Here is a 13,033-nt window from a genome sequence, read left to right as displayed (position 1 = left end):
TCCTCACGCTCGCCCTGGCGCTCATGCTAACCATGGCGTCGGGTTCAGTTCGGCCGGTAGGACTCCCGGTAGGTGTTGACCGAAGCCGTCAGCTGATCCATCGCGGCGCGCATCCGGCCCAGTTCGGCGTTGTCCAGGCCCATCGCCGCGCCGATGTGCGGCGGGATCCGTTCCGCCTTGGCGCGCAACGCGGTTCCCTCGCCGGTCAGCCGGATGCGGACCGAACGCTCGTCGTCGGATTGGCGCTCGCGCTTGATCAGCCCGGCCTTCTCCAGCCGCTTGAGCAGCGGCGAGAGCGTGCCGGAGTCGAGGTTCAGTGCGGATCCGAGTTCCTTGACCTGCTGCTCGTCCTGCTGCCACAGCGCGAGCATCACCAGGTACTGCGGATACGTGAGGTCGAGCGGTTCGAGCAGCGCGCGGTAGAGCGCGGTGACTGCCCGGGAAGCCGAGTACAGGCCGAAGCACAGCTGGTCGTCAAGGAGCAACGAGCCGGTTTCCCCGGTGTCTGGGCTGGTCATCGGTGGCCTCCCGCGAGTTTCTTCCGCCAGCTCTCCATCCTCTCTCGGTTGGGCGGGAAGGGCAACTCAAGTGCTCTAGATCTCATTGGGCAAGATTAAGTTGTGTACAACTGAATTGCGAGTTATGTTTGTGCGGTCCGACCGATCCGCTACCGGAGGAACCCATGACCGCGAACCCGCAGAACCTCGTCCTCGAGCCGGCCGCCCAGGCGTTCGCCGAGGCCACCGACCAGCCGCCGTACCTTTTCCAGCTCCCGCCCGCCGAGGGCCGCAAGGCGGTCGACGGCGTCCAGGACGGCGACATCGAACTCGCCCCCGCCGACATCGAGACGCTGACCGTCCCGGGTGGGCCGAACGGCGACGTCGAGGTCCGGATCGTGAAGCCGCAGGGCGTCACCGGGGAGCTGCCGGTGCTCGTCTACGTCCACGGGGCCGGTTGGGTCTTCGGCGATTTCCACACCCACGAGCGGCTCGTCCGCGAACTCGCCGCCGGAACCGGTGCGGCAGTCGTTTTCCCGGAATACAGCCGTTCCCCCGAGGTTCGCTACCCCGTCGCGATCGAAGAGAACTACGCGGCCGTGAAGTGGGTTGTCCAGAACGGTGCGGAGAAGGGGCTCGACGCCACCCGAATCGCGATCGCGGGCGACTCCGTCGGCGGAAACATGACCGCGGCGCTGACGCTGATGGCGAAAGAGCGCGGGGACGTGAAGTTCCTTCAGCAGGTGCTGTTCTACCCGGTCACCGACGCGTCCTTCGACACCGAGTCGTACGCCAAGTTCGCTGACGGCTACTTCCTTAGCCGGGAAGGCATGAAGTGGTTCTGGGACCAGTACACGACCGACGAAGCGCAGCGCGCCGAGATCACTGCTTCGCCGCTTCGCGCCACTGTGGAGCAGTTGGCCGGACTGCCGCCGGCGCTCGTGATCACTGGTGAAGCGGATGTCCTTCGCGACGAAGGTGAGGCGTACGCCGCGAAGCTGCGTCAGGCGGGCGTGCCGGTGACGGCGGTTCGGTACCAGGGCGTGATCCACGACTTCGTGATGGTGAACGCGCTTCGTGAAACGCACGCGGCGGAAGCGGCGATCACCCAAGCGATCACGGTGTTGCGCGGCGCATTCGGCAACTAACCGGGGACTAACGGGCAATCCTGAGGTTTCGCTGAGTTTGACGGGGCCATTCTGGCGTGATCGACGTCACGTGATCACAACGAGAATGGCCCCTCAAACGTGTTTAGAGCAGCGGGTCCCGCCTTCCGGGCGCGCGATCGGTCCTGGAGGTTCCCGTGCACCTGAGCGCAATCAGGTTGGATTCGCCCGTCATGCTCGCGGTGGTCGGCGTGCTCGCACTTCTCGCGGTCGTCTCGGTCCCGTGGTTTTGGGACAAATGGCGCAAGCGCAAGCAAATTGGCCGCAGTGCCACGGTGGTTGTCGCGCTGTGTCTGGTAATCGTCACCCTTGGCCTGACCGGCAATATGATCGGCGGATTCTTCCCGACGCTCGGCTCGCTGCTCGGGACCGGCGCGTTCGCCGCCGAGGGCATCGACGTCGAGGGCGGCGACAACGGCGTCGACCTCGGCCGGGCGCGCGACCTCGGCGTGGCGCACGCGCGGGTCGGCAAGGGGACCATCGCGCACGTGCCGGTGACCGGGCGGCGCACCGGCCTGACCCGCGACGTGACGGTTTACCTTCCGCCGCAGTACTTCCAGCATCCGTACCGGTCGATGCGGTTCCCGGCGATCATCTGGATCCCGAACTACCCGTCCGGCCCGGAGGTCACCACCGCCCCGATCGGGTACCACCTGCCCGAACAGCTTGACGCGGCGATCTCGAAGCACCTCCTGCCGCCGGTGATCGTGCTGATCCCGGACCCGACCGGAACGCCGAAAATCGGCCACGACACCGAATGCGTCGACGAGGTCAACGGAAGCCCCAACGACACCTATTTGTCCGCGGACGTCCGCGAATGGGGAATCCAGCGCCTCGGCATCAATCCGGACCGCCGGGCCTGGACGATCGCGGGATGGTCGTCCGGCGGCTATTGCGCGCTGAACCTCGTGACGCGGCATCCGCAGTGGTACGCGCAGGCAGCGAGCGTGAGCGGCTACGAAAAGGCGCAAGTGGACGGTGAAACCGAGAACCTTTTCCGCGGCCGCAAGGACATCGAGGACGCGAACAACGTCAAGATCAACCTCCGGCAGCATCCGGCCCCGCTGGAACTCCTCGCGATCTCCGGGGAGAAGGAGGCGAACGAAAGCCGGGCGGTCGACCAGATGCGCGCCGCCGCGCAGCCGCCGGTGCAGTTCACGACGTGGCGGATTCCGGACGCGGGGCACAACATGAACACGTTCAAGGCGCAGTTGCCGGACGTGCTGACGTGGATCGGGCAGCGAATCCCCGGCCCGTCGGCTCCGGGGCAGCGGGCCGACGTGACCGGCGGGGTGAAGCCGTGGCCGTTGCCGAGCACGGGCGCGCGGGGCGCGCTGACCGCGGTGGAGCAGTGACGCTCAGCGGATCCCGGGAAGGTGCTTGACCACCTCGGTGACCTGAGCTTCGGCGTCGTCGTAGCTGACCGAGCGGGGATTCTCGGTGAGGACCGTGACGATGTACCGGTGGTCCTCGACCAGGCCCGAGGTGTGCAGGATGCGCCCGGGGTTGCAGCAGGACCAGCCTTGTTTGACCGCCCAGGAAACGTCGCCGAGAGCGTCCGGGATGCCGAAGTACTGGCGGAATCCGTCGGCACCGTTTTCGGTGGCGCCGCCGAGTGCGTTGAGAATCGTCATGCGGTGCTGGGCCGGCGCCCGGTCCATCAGGTAGCGGTAGACGCGCGTGATGTCGGCGGCGGTGATTTCCGTGTCGCCCCAGCGCCCCGGGTTTTTGGGCGGCCTGGTTTCGGCGAGGCCCATTTCGGTCACCGCGGCTCGGACGATCCTCGTCTCGCCGCCCTGGACCCACAGCTTGCTGGCGGTGTCGTCGTCGCTGCGCGACAGCATTTCCCGCACGATTCCCGGATTGCCGCCGCGATCGAGCGCGTCAAGGGCGATGAGCAGCTTCACGAGGGACGCGGAGGTGTAGCGCCGATGCGGGTCGAGGGAGACCGGTGTCGTCCCTTTGGCGCGGTCGAAAACGACCACGCTGACGTGCCCTTGCGGGACGAGCGCGGGGAGTTCGGTGCTGAGTTCAGGCCCTTGCTGGGGCGCGGAGCTGCCGGTGCTCAGTTCCGGACTGGGGCCGGGCGGGCTCGACTCGGTTGCCGCGGAGAGGACTCCCGGCCCATCCGCCGGTCCGGCGGCGGTGACCACCTGCCGGTACGGCTCGGCCTCGGTGGCCAGAAACGCGATGACCGCACCGAGAACGAGGCCGAGCAAGAGGAACGTATTCGCCCTGCGCATGCCCCGATTTCCCCGATCGGGTGATCAGGGTTCGCCGAACAGGGCGGATTTGTGGGATGGGTCTCGGTACCGGCCAGTACGCGTGACGCTCGGGCGGGCTGCGGGCAAGCAGCGGTGGATCAGGCCACGACGAGGCGTTCCACCAGCAGGTCGATGCGGCGCTCGGCGAATTCCCTCGGCAGCCGTCCCGCTCGGGTCAGCGTCGCGATCCCGTGCAGGGACGCCCAGAACAACTCGGTGAACAGACCCGGTTCGACGCCGTCCCCGGCGACCTCGCCGAGGGTTTCCAGCAGGGCGGCGAAGGCGTCCTTCAGCGGTTCCGGGGTGTCGTCCCGCGCGAACGCGAGGCCGCCGTCGAGCTGGAAGATGGCGTCGTAGACCGCCGGGTGGTGTTCGGCGAAGTCGAGGTACGCGCGGGCGAGGGCGGTGACCCGGGTGCGCGGATCGGCCACGCCGAGGGTCGCGGTCCGCACCGCTGCCGCCAGCTCGGCGGCTCCTTCGAGAGCGACTGCGCCGATGATCTCGCGCTTGCCGCGGAAGTGGCTGTACAGAACGGGCTGGCTGTACTCGATGCGCTCGGCGAGCCTGCGGGTGGTGACCGCGTCCCAGCCCTGCTGCTCGGCGAGCTCGCGGGCCGTCGCGACGATGAGGCGCTCGCGTTCCGCCTGTTCGCGCTGTTTGCGTGTGTGTACCGACATGACCTGAGTCTAGCACCGCTAGACAATCGAGCGGCAGTAGTACTAGCATCGCCTCATCAGCTAGCAACGCTAGATTTTGGGAAGGTCATCATGCTCAGCGCACTCGCGGTCTGCACCATCGTGGTTGTCGGCGTGATGGTGGGGGTGGAATTCTGTGTCGCCTTCGTCATCAACCCGATCCTCAACGGGCTCCCGGACGACAGCAATCAGCAAGGCCGTGCGCACGGCGGCCGGATGCTCGGCGCGATCATGCCGTTCTGGTACATCGGCTCGCTGGTGCTGAGTGCGATCTGGGCGATCGCCGCGTGGGATCGGCCGGGCATCAGCCTTGTCGTGATCGGCGCCGGACTGCTGATGGTGAGCGTGGCGATGTCGATCCTGCTGCTCGTCCCGATCAACGACCGCGGCAAGACGTGGACCCCGGAGAACCGGCCCGCGGACTGGAAGGAGCAGATGAGCCGGTGGGACCGCTACCACTACGCGCGCGTCGCGGTGATCATCGCAGCCTTCGCTCTGCTGGTCACCGCGCTCGTCTGAGCCGGTGCCCCACTCGGCCACCGCGTGGCTCAGCAGCCCCAGCAGCCCCGATCTTGCCCGGCGGGCGGGTTCAGGACGGCCGGATTCGGGTTTCGGCCCGGTTTGGGCGGGGGATTCCTTCAGGGTTGACCCACCGTCATCTCGGTACGGGAAGGACTGGAGTCATGGTTCGTGCGCATCGAGCCCGCGTCCGGGTGGAGGGACTGCAGCCCGCCCAGATGCTGGCCGTTCTGCTCGGGGTCCTGTTTCTCGCCTACGGCATCATCGGGCTCGTGAAGTCCGGGTTCGGGGATTTCACCGGACACGGTGTCACTTTGTGGAGGTTTTCCGCCAATCCGCTGAACAACGTCGTCCACGTGGTGACCGGCGTGATCGGCCTGCTGCTGGCCCTGGGTTCCGGCCGCGCGCGGACGTTCGGCTGGCTGCTCTTCATCGGTTACGGCGCGCTGTTCGTCTGGGGCCTGATGCTGTCCGGGACGATCTCGGTCAATCCGGTGTCCGGCCTCGGCAACCCGCTCAACCTCGCCGACGCGGACAACTGGCTGCACCTGGGCATCGCGGTACTCGGCCTGCTGACCGCGGTTCTCCCGGCGCGGCACGGAGTTCTGCTTCCCGACGACGAGGAACCCGTCGAGGTCGACCCGGCCGCCCAGCCGCGTCGACCCGAGACCGGGGGGCATGGCTTGGCCCACTAGGCCTGGTTGCCCAGTCGGGTCGGCCCGAGACCGGGGGCATGGCTTGGCTCACTAGGCCTGGCTGCCCAGCCGCGTCGACCCCCGAGACCGGCGGGCTGGCCTGGCCTACTAGCCGGTCCACCGTGGAGTAACTGAGCAGCGGGATCGCTTGCCGGGATCGCCTTTCTCCGGCAGCGATCCCGCTCATTCCGCGGGATCTTCCAATGCCCGGTCCACCAACAGCCGCGCCACCCCGACGTACTGCGCTGGGTCAAGGAGATCGGCGAGGGTCGCGGGGTCGACGACGCCGGTGACCTCCGGTGTGTCCGCCAGAATCTCCGACAGCGGACGGTCTTCCTCGATCGCGCGCTGGGAAGCGGTGCCCAGCAAGTCTTTGGCGCGAGCCTTGCCCACCATGGGGGCCAGCGCGGCCGACAGTCGTTCCGACACGATCAACCCGTTGGTCAGCTCAAGGTTCTCCCGCATGCGGTTCGCGTGAATGTCCAGCCCTCGCACTAAATCCACGGTCGTATGCGTCGCTCCGCCGGCCAGCCGCAGACATTCGCGCAGCAGCTGCCATTCGGCCTGCCAGACCCCAGCCGAACGCTCGTCCTCCGCCAGGCCGGCCTGCGTAACTCCTGCCGCCAGCACTGGTACTTGCAGCGCCGCCGACCGGACCAAGGCCGACTGCACCGGGTTCTGCTTGTGCGGCATCGCCGAGGACCCGCCGCCGGTCGCCTCGGTCGCTTCGCCGATCTCGGTGCGGGCGAGGACTTGAACGTCGACCGCGATTTTGCCCAACGCCGTCGTCACCCCAGCCAACGCGGAAACCAGTTCGGCCACCGGAGTGCGATCCGCGTGCCAGGGCAAAATCGGCGCGGTCAAACCGGTTTCCTCGGCGAAAGCGCCGACTAACCGTTCCGCGTAGTCGGCGGTGCCGTCGCCGTACTGGACATACGCGGCCAATGTTCCGGCCGCACCGCCGAGCGATACCGGCAGTCGCAGCTCAGCGATCCGGCGAGCGGATTCCTGGACGCCCTGCCGCCAGACCGCCGCTTTCAGGCCAAAAGTCGTCGGAACCGCGTGTGCGGTAAGGGTGCGCCCGGGCATGACCGTGTCGCGGTGGGCGCGCGCCAATTCGGCGAGCGCGTCCGCGATCGCCGTCAGGTCTGCGGTGATCAGCCGCAGAACGTCGCGCGCGACGGCCATCATTGCCGTGTCGACGATGTCCTGACTGGTCGAGCCACGGTGCACGTAATCGGCGACGTCCGGCACCTTGGCGGACAGCGTGCCTACGAGGCTGACCACCGGGTTCCCGGTCGCGCGCGCTTCACGGGCCAGCTGGACGACGTCGAGTTCGCCCTCGCCCAGCACACGAGCGGCCGCGGTGATGCGCTGGGCTGCCTCGGACGGAACCGTGCCGAGCCGAGCCTGCGCCCGTGCGAGCGCGGCCTCCGCCTCCAGCATGGCGGCGGCAAAGGCCCGGTCACTGGTCGCCGCTTCAGCCGGGGTTCCGGCGCGCACCGGGGAGAGCAGGCCGGAGTCAGGATCGGCGATCATGTCGTTCAGCATCGCACGCTGGGCGCTTTGAGGAGGGACGGCCGCCGGCAGCTCGCCGCGTGGGTGGTGGCGACGTAACCGGGGGCGCGAGCTTCGCTGACCAGCTCCGATGCCGCTGTCGCCGACCACTGACGGTGTCCGGACGGCTGGGTGCTGACGGCGTGACCGAGCTGCAGCTGGAGGCGTGCGGACGACTGGATGACGGCGGCGCGGGCAGGACGAAGCTGACTGCGTGCGAGCGGTCGGGTGTCGGCGGCGTGATCTGGTTGGAGGTGGCGGTGTGCGCGGGGCTGGGTGTCGGCGGCGTGATCCAGCCGAAGGTGACTGCGTGCGAGCGGCCAGATGCAGACAGCTCGACCTAGCCGCAGCTGGTGGCGTGCGGAGGGCTGGGTGTTGGCGGAGCGACTCGGCCGAAGCGCGCGGTGCGCGGACGGCTGGATGACGACCGCGCGACCTAGCCGCAGCTGGCGGCGCACGAACAGCCGGATGCTGCCAGCACGACACAGCTGATGCTGCCAGCTCGCCAGCCCGACACAGCCGATGCCGCCAGCCCGCCAGCACGACACAGCCGAAGCTGCCAGCGAAAGCGCGGTCGGAACGGTCGCCGATCACCCGCGAGCAAGCCGCGACCTCACCGCATCGCCTCCACTCAGGACTCGGGTCAAGCCCCAGGTCGTGGTGCCGCCGCACTCCGCATCGGACGCGGCATCGGACGCGGCATCGGACGCGGCCACGACTCTCCACCGCATCACCTCCCGTTCGGGCCCGCAGCCGAAACACCAAGCAGCACCCCATCAACCTCCCCGTCCGAGACCTCACTCACCTCATCGCCCAGTGGCTCCGTCCGTCACCTCCCTCAGCAAATCCGCATGCCCGTTGTGCCGGGCGTACTCCGCGATCATCGACAGCAGCATCCACCGCAGCGAGAACGGCTCTCCCGTGGTCTTCCCGATCCCCTGCGCGTCCAGCGAAGCCGCTGCCGCCACGATTTCCCGGCTCCGGTCGCACTCCGCGCGCCACAAAGCCAGTGCCTCGCCGAAATCCCCGTCCAGGCGGTCGAAGTCCTGGTCCGGGTCGTCGTCCGAGTAGTGCAGCAGTGGGACGTCCTCGCCGGCGAACTGGATGCGGAACCACCATCGTTCGCAGCCCGCCAGGTGCCGGACCAGGCCGTGCAGCGACATTGTGGAGGGTGGCACCGCGCGCGCCGACACGGCTTCTTGGCTCAGGTCCGCGCACTTCAGCGCGAGGGTTTCGCGGTGCCACTCCAGATAGGCCAGCAGCGTCGAGCGTTCGTCGGCGACGCGGGGGATGGGCGGGCGCTCGCTCTCGGCCACCTTGGACAGATGCTTCGGGGTCGGTGTCATGAGACGAGCGTCTCACCCGCCACCGACAATTTTCGGCGCCGTCGCACTGCATCGGGCGCACGGGACACCGTCCGGGCGCAGCAGTGGGATAGGCCACATGGCGGGGGTGGGTAGCTGCAGGATCCGTTCCTGTCGATGCGGAATTCAGGTGAATTCCGGTGTTGATCAGCACACTCAGGCACGGTTTCCGGACGGTGTTGTCGCTCCGTCAGAGGTATCGTGATCGGCATTCCGGGGATTAATCTTCTCGGCGGCCCGTGAACGCCCGCTACGCCGAACGGCGGATGCTTCGCGGGGCCGAACGCACGAATGAAACGGTGAATACAGCGCCATGGTCGGAGCGAGTGTGCCGATGGTCGAGTTGTCGATGTACAGCCACGCCGGTGGTCAACTCGACCGGCTGTGCCGGGCAGTGGGATTCGATCCGGAAGAACGCCGTCACCTGGATCTTCTCCGGTTGTTGCTCGGCGAGTCCGGGGAAATGACCGTCGACGCTCCGGCGCAGTTCCCGTGCAATGTGGCGGACGACACTACGCCCGTTGAATTCTCGGTCGCATTCGACGCCAATGGCGAATGTGTGGTACGGGTTCTCGGCGAGACCGTCGGGGCTCCGGACCCGCGCGGGTTCCTCGCTCAGGTGGCTGGCGAGTACGGCCTGGTCACCGACCGGCTCGACGCGGTGGCCGACCTCTTCCTCCCGCACGAGGAGCGCCGCGGGCCGTTCACGCTGTGGTACTCGCTGATCTTCCGCAACGGCTCCGCGCCGAAGATCAAGGTGTACCTGAACCCGCAGATCAGCGGGCCGACCATGGCGGATTCGCTGGTCAGCGAGGGGTTCCGGCGGCTGAATCTCGGCGAGGCGTTCGACCCGGTGGTCGAGCACGCGCTGCGCCGCGGCGAGCGCGACAACTTCACCTTCTTCGCGCTCGACCTCGACGACGACCCGCTGTCCCGGGTCAAGGTGTACGTCTCGCACGACGCCGCCGAGACCGAGGACGCGGTGCGCGCGGCGGAGCTGGTGCCGGGCACGGATCCGATGCTGATCCGGGAGTTCCTCGCCGTGCTCGGCGGCGGGAAAGGTCCTTTCGAAGGTCGCCCGCTGGTTTCCAGTTATTCATTCGTCGAGGGTATGGGTGGCACTCCGGGAAACTACAGTCTTTACCTCCCTATTCGGAGTTACGTGCCGGACGACGAGGTAGCCCGCGCCCGCGTGCACGCCATTCTCGCGCAGTACGACTTCGACCCGACACAACTGGACAAAGCGCTGGCAGCGGTTTCGGAAAGGCCGCTGCGCGACGGCGTCGGACTGATCGCGCACGTGTCGCTGAGAATGGGTGAGTTCGGCTCCGGAATCACGGTCTACCTGTCGTCGGAGGCTTATGCGGTAGCGCCGCCGAGAAAGCGGCCGGTGCTCGGCCGGATGACCTGACGCGGTAGTTTTGGGCTGTCACCCACAACTGGAGGAAATACCCTGATGCGGACCTTCCCGCCGTACCGCTCCCAAGTCGTCGCCGAAATTCCGGTCACTACTCGTGCCGAGCGGGAACAAGCACTCGCCGCGGCGGGCTACAACGCCTTTAACCTGCCCGCGAACAAGGTCAGCATCGACCTGCTCACCGACTCCGGCACCGGCGCGGTCTCCACCGCGCAGGAGGCCGCCGCGGCCGCCGCGGACCGCTCCTACGCCGGGTCGGACTCGTTCTACCGCTTCCGCGACGCGCTGAGCGACCTCACCGGATACCCGCATCTCCTGCCGGTGCACCAGGGCCGCGCGGCTGAGCGCGTGCTGTTCTCCAGCGTGCTGGAGAGCGGCCGGATCTCGGTCAGCAACACGCATTTCGACACCACCCGCGCGAACGTCGAACTGCTCGGCGCCGAGGCGATCGACCTGCCCTGCGCGGAGTTCGGCGACCTCGACAGCCTCGAACCGTTCAAGGGCAACATCGACCTCGACGCGCTCGAACGCCTGCTCACCGGCCCGGACGGCGCCCGCGTCGGCCAGGTGCTGCTCACCATCACCAACAACGGCGGCGGCGGACAGCCGGTCTCGATGGCGAACCTGGTCGCGGCGGCGAAGCTCGCGCGAGCGCACGGCGTGCCGGTTTTCCTCGATGCCGCGCGGTTCGCGGAGAACGCGTGGCTGGTCATCCAGCGCGAGGCGGGCTACGCGGACAAGACGCCGCGCGAGGTCGCGCGAGAGGCGTTCGGCCTGGTCGACGGATGTGTCGCGAGCCTGAAGAAGGACGGCATCTCCCCGATGGGCGCGTTCATCGGCCTGACCGACCCGGAACTGGCGCAGCGCTGCGAAACCAACCTCATCGCCACCGAGGGCTTCCGTACCTACGGCGGGCTCGCGGCGCACGACCTCGACCGGGTCGCCAAGGGCCTTCAGGAAGTCGTCGACCCGCACTACCTCGCCGCGCGCGCGGGCGAGGCAGCTCGGCTCGCGAAGCAGGCCAACGACGCCGGGGTGGACATCGTGCAGCCGCCGGGCATCCACGCGCTCTACCTCAACGCGGGCCGCCTGCTGCCGCATCTGTCCGCCTCGCGGTTCCCGGGCCATTCGCTGGCCTGCGAGTTGTATCTGGCGGGCGGCATCCGTTGTGTGGAACTGGGTTCGCTCTATCTTGGCACGCTCGACGAGCAGAACGAGCTGATCACCCCGGCTCCGTTCGAACTGGTCCGGATGGCGCTGCCGCGGCGCGTGTACAGCCAGGGCCACTACGACTACGTGGCCGAAATCCTCGGCGACATCGCGAAAAACCCGGAGCAGGTGCCCGGCTACCGGATCGTGGAAGCGCCGAAGATCCTGCGGCACTTCAACCTCCGGATGGCCCCGGTCCATTAAGAACAGCAGAAAGCGAACGAGGGGGCTCCCCGCGCCGGGAACCCCCTCGCTGGTCTCACCGCCGCCGGTCGCGGCGCTGGGTCAGGCGGGTTGCGGAACCACCGTCATCGCGTGCTTCACCAGCCGGATCAACGCGATCTTGCTCGAATCCCGCTGCCGCGCGTCGCACATCACGATCGGCACGCCGTCGGGCACCACGAGCGCCTCGCGGATCTCGTCGGGGGTGTAGCGCGGCGCGTTGTCGAAGCAGTTCACCGCGACGACGAACGGGATCTTCCGCCGCTCGAAGAAATCGACCGCCGCGAAGCTGGTCTCCAGCCTGCGCGTGTCGACCAGCACGACGGTGCCGATCGCGCCGCGCGCCAGGTCGTCCCACATGAACCAGAACCGTTCCTGGCCCGGGGTGCCGAACAGGTAGAGCACGTGCCGGGGCGAGATGGTGATCCGGCCGAAGTCGAGCGCGACCGTGGTGGTCTTCTTCTGCTCCACGCCGGAAAGGTCGTCGACGCCGGTGCTCGCCTCGGTCAGCACCTCCTCGGTGGACAGCGGCGGGATTTCGCTGACCGAGGCGACCATGGTGGTCTTCCCGGCACCGAACCCGCCCGCGACGATGATCTTGACCGGGGTCGGCACCGACGCCGCGGCGTCTTCAGAGCTTGATGAGGCCATCGAGAACCGCCTGGAGAGTTTCGTGGTCCGGCATCTGGGCCGGCTGACGGGACGGGGCGCGGGTGATGACGAGGCCGCGGTCGATCAGGTCCCCGCACAGCACGCGCACGACGCCGAGCGGCAGCTTCACGTACACCGCGATCTCGGCCACCGACAAGGGTCTGCGGCACAGCTGCGTGATCGCCAGGTGCTCCGGGCCGAGCCCGACCGGGTCCGATCCCTGTTGCAGGGTCATCACCTGGGTGGAGAGGTCGAGCTGGTCTTCGGACGGTGTCCGTCCGCTGGTGATCGTGTAGGGCCGGACCAGCGGTCCGGCGGCCTCGTCGTACCAGCCGTCGTCAGTCACGTCGCCTCCCGCAGCAGGTTCGCGGCCTCGCGCGGTGCCGACGCCAGATAGTCGCCGACGCGCTTGACCAGCCGGTTCATTTCGTACGCGATCATTTCGACGTCGATGTCCGCGCCGGCGAGCACGGCGAGGCACGCGCCCTGCCCGGCGGCCGAGACAAAGAGGTACCCGCGTTCCATCTCGATCATGTTTTGCAGCACCGGACCGCGGTTGAACTGCCTGCTCACCCCTTTGGCGAGGCTCTGCAGGCTCGACGCGATGGCCGAGAGCTGGTCCGAGTCGTCCTTGCTCATCCCGGACGACTTGCCGAGCAGCAGGCCGTCGGCGGACAGCACGATGGCGTTCTGCGCGCCGACGACACGGTTGACGACGTCGTCGAGCAGCCAGTTGAGATCAGGGGTGGAATTCCCGTACTCGTTCATGCGGACAGA

Annotated in this window: 15 protein-coding genes; 7 read left to right on the top strand and 8 right to left on the bottom strand. The window is 67.9% G+C overall.

Annotated elements, in window-relative coordinates:
* Window positions 1–44: 44 nt before the first annotated feature.
* Window positions 45–518: a MarR family winged helix-turn-helix transcriptional regulator gene (locus BM362_RS02770; protein ID WP_067583927.1), complete on the bottom strand. Its 474-nt coding sequence runs from the start codon at window positions 516–518 to the stop codon at window positions 45–47.
* Window positions 519–682: 164 nt separating this feature from the next.
* Here BM362_RS02770 and BM362_RS02765 point away from each other — a divergent pair, with 164 nt between their 5' ends.
* Window positions 683–1,645, top strand: a complete 963-nt coding sequence (locus BM362_RS02765) for an alpha/beta hydrolase (RefSeq protein ID WP_067583930.1) — start codon at window positions 683–685, stop codon at window positions 1,643–1,645.
* A gap of 155 nt (window positions 1,646–1,800) precedes the next feature.
* Window positions 1,801–3,018 carry an alpha/beta hydrolase gene (locus tag BM362_RS02760; RefSeq protein ID WP_093572112.1) on the top strand — a complete coding sequence of 406 codons (1,218 nt, stop codon included), beginning with the start codon at window positions 1,801–1,803 and terminating at the stop codon, window positions 3,016–3,018.
* A gap of 3 nt (window positions 3,019–3,021) precedes the next feature.
* Here BM362_RS02760 and BM362_RS02755 read toward each other — a convergent pair whose 3' ends face one another.
* Together BM362_RS02755 and BM362_RS02750 are read right to left on the bottom strand one after the other, a co-directional pair.
* A complete protein-coding gene (locus tag BM362_RS02755) occupies window positions 3,022–3,906 on the bottom strand; it encodes a serine hydrolase (protein ID WP_093572111.1) in 885 nt (294 codons plus the stop codon).
* A 119-nt stretch (window positions 3,907–4,025) separates the two neighbouring features.
* Entirely contained in the window at window positions 4,026–4,604 is a 579-nt protein-coding gene (locus tag BM362_RS02750) for a TetR/AcrR family transcriptional regulator (RefSeq protein WP_067583939.1), read from the bottom strand.
* 90 nt (window positions 4,605–4,694) lie between these two features.
* On the opposite strand from BM362_RS02750, the gene BM362_RS02745 reads away from it, so the two are divergent.
* Window positions 4,695–5,141 carry an anthrone oxygenase family protein gene (locus tag BM362_RS02745; protein ID WP_067583942.1) on the top strand — a complete coding sequence of 149 codons (447 nt, stop codon included), beginning with the start codon at window positions 4,695–4,697 and terminating at the stop codon, window positions 5,139–5,141.
* Window positions 5,142–5,305: 164 nt separating this feature from the next.
* Window positions 5,306–5,836: a DUF4383 domain-containing protein gene (locus BM362_RS02740; protein ID WP_067583945.1), complete on the top strand. Its 531-nt coding sequence runs from the start codon at window positions 5,306–5,308 to the stop codon at window positions 5,834–5,836.
* A gap of 183 nt (window positions 5,837–6,019) precedes the next feature.
* Here the strand turns inward: BM362_RS02740 and pcaB are convergent, their stop codons facing one another.
* Window positions 6,020–7,375, bottom strand: a complete 1,356-nt coding sequence (gene pcaB / locus BM362_RS02735; RefSeq protein WP_093572711.1) for a 3-carboxy-cis,cis-muconate cycloisomerase — start codon at window positions 7,373–7,375, stop codon at window positions 6,020–6,022.
* A gap of 161 nt (window positions 7,376–7,536) precedes the next feature.
* Between pcaB and BM362_RS02730 the strand changes: the two genes are divergently transcribed.
* Complete coding sequence (locus tag BM362_RS02730) at window positions 7,537–7,737, top strand: hypothetical protein (RefSeq protein ID WP_143132368.1); 201 nt, start codon at window positions 7,537–7,539, stop codon at window positions 7,735–7,737.
* A gap of 462 nt (window positions 7,738–8,199) precedes the next feature.
* Here BM362_RS02730 and BM362_RS02725 read toward each other — a convergent pair whose 3' ends face one another.
* A complete protein-coding gene (locus tag BM362_RS02725) occupies window positions 8,200–8,739 on the bottom strand; it encodes a DinB family protein (protein WP_067583951.1) in 540 nt (179 codons plus the stop codon).
* A gap of 331 nt (window positions 8,740–9,070) precedes the next feature.
* Between BM362_RS02725 and BM362_RS02720 the strand changes: the two genes are divergently transcribed.
* The gene (locus tag BM362_RS02720) at window positions 9,071–10,168 is read left to right on the top strand and encodes a tryptophan dimethylallyltransferase family protein (protein ID WP_244287025.1); all 1,098 of its coding nucleotides are present in this window, start codon (window positions 9,071–9,073) and stop codon (window positions 10,166–10,168) included.
* A 45-nt stretch (window positions 10,169–10,213) separates the two neighbouring features.
* On the top strand, window positions 10,214–11,587 hold the full coding sequence (locus BM362_RS02715; RefSeq protein ID WP_093572109.1) for a tryptophanase: 1,374 nt from the start codon (window positions 10,214–10,216) through the stop codon (window positions 11,585–11,587).
* A gap of 81 nt (window positions 11,588–11,668) precedes the next feature.
* On the opposite strand, the gene BM362_RS02710 is transcribed toward BM362_RS02715, so the two are convergent.
* Genes BM362_RS02710 through BM362_RS02700 form a run of 3 tightly spaced genes read right to left on the bottom strand, consistent with a single transcriptional unit; the run spans window position 11,669 to window position 13,024 of the window.
* Entirely contained in the window at window positions 11,669–12,256 is a 588-nt protein-coding gene (locus tag BM362_RS02710) for a GTP-binding protein (RefSeq protein ID WP_067583957.1), read from the bottom strand.
* On the bottom strand, window positions 12,237–12,602 hold the full coding sequence (locus tag BM362_RS02705) for a DUF742 domain-containing protein (RefSeq protein WP_067583960.1): 366 nt from the start codon (window positions 12,600–12,602) through the stop codon (window positions 12,237–12,239). The genes BM362_RS02710 and BM362_RS02705 overlap by 20 nt, the downstream gene beginning before the upstream one ends.
* On the bottom strand, window positions 12,599–13,024 hold the full coding sequence (locus BM362_RS02700; protein WP_009071597.1) for a roadblock/LC7 domain-containing protein: 426 nt from the start codon (window positions 13,022–13,024) through the stop codon (window positions 12,599–12,601). The genes BM362_RS02705 and BM362_RS02700 overlap by 4 nt, the downstream gene beginning before the upstream one ends.
* Window positions 13,025–13,033 lie beyond the last annotated feature (9 nt).

Origin of the sequence: Amycolatopsis rubida, from assembly GCF_900115345.1 — a bacterium.
GTDB classification, from domain to species: domain Bacteria; phylum Actinomycetota; class Actinomycetes; order Mycobacteriales; family Pseudonocardiaceae; genus Amycolatopsis; species Amycolatopsis rubida.
Note: the sequence above shows the minus strand (reverse complement) of the source record. Positions and strands in the feature narration are given on the sequence as shown.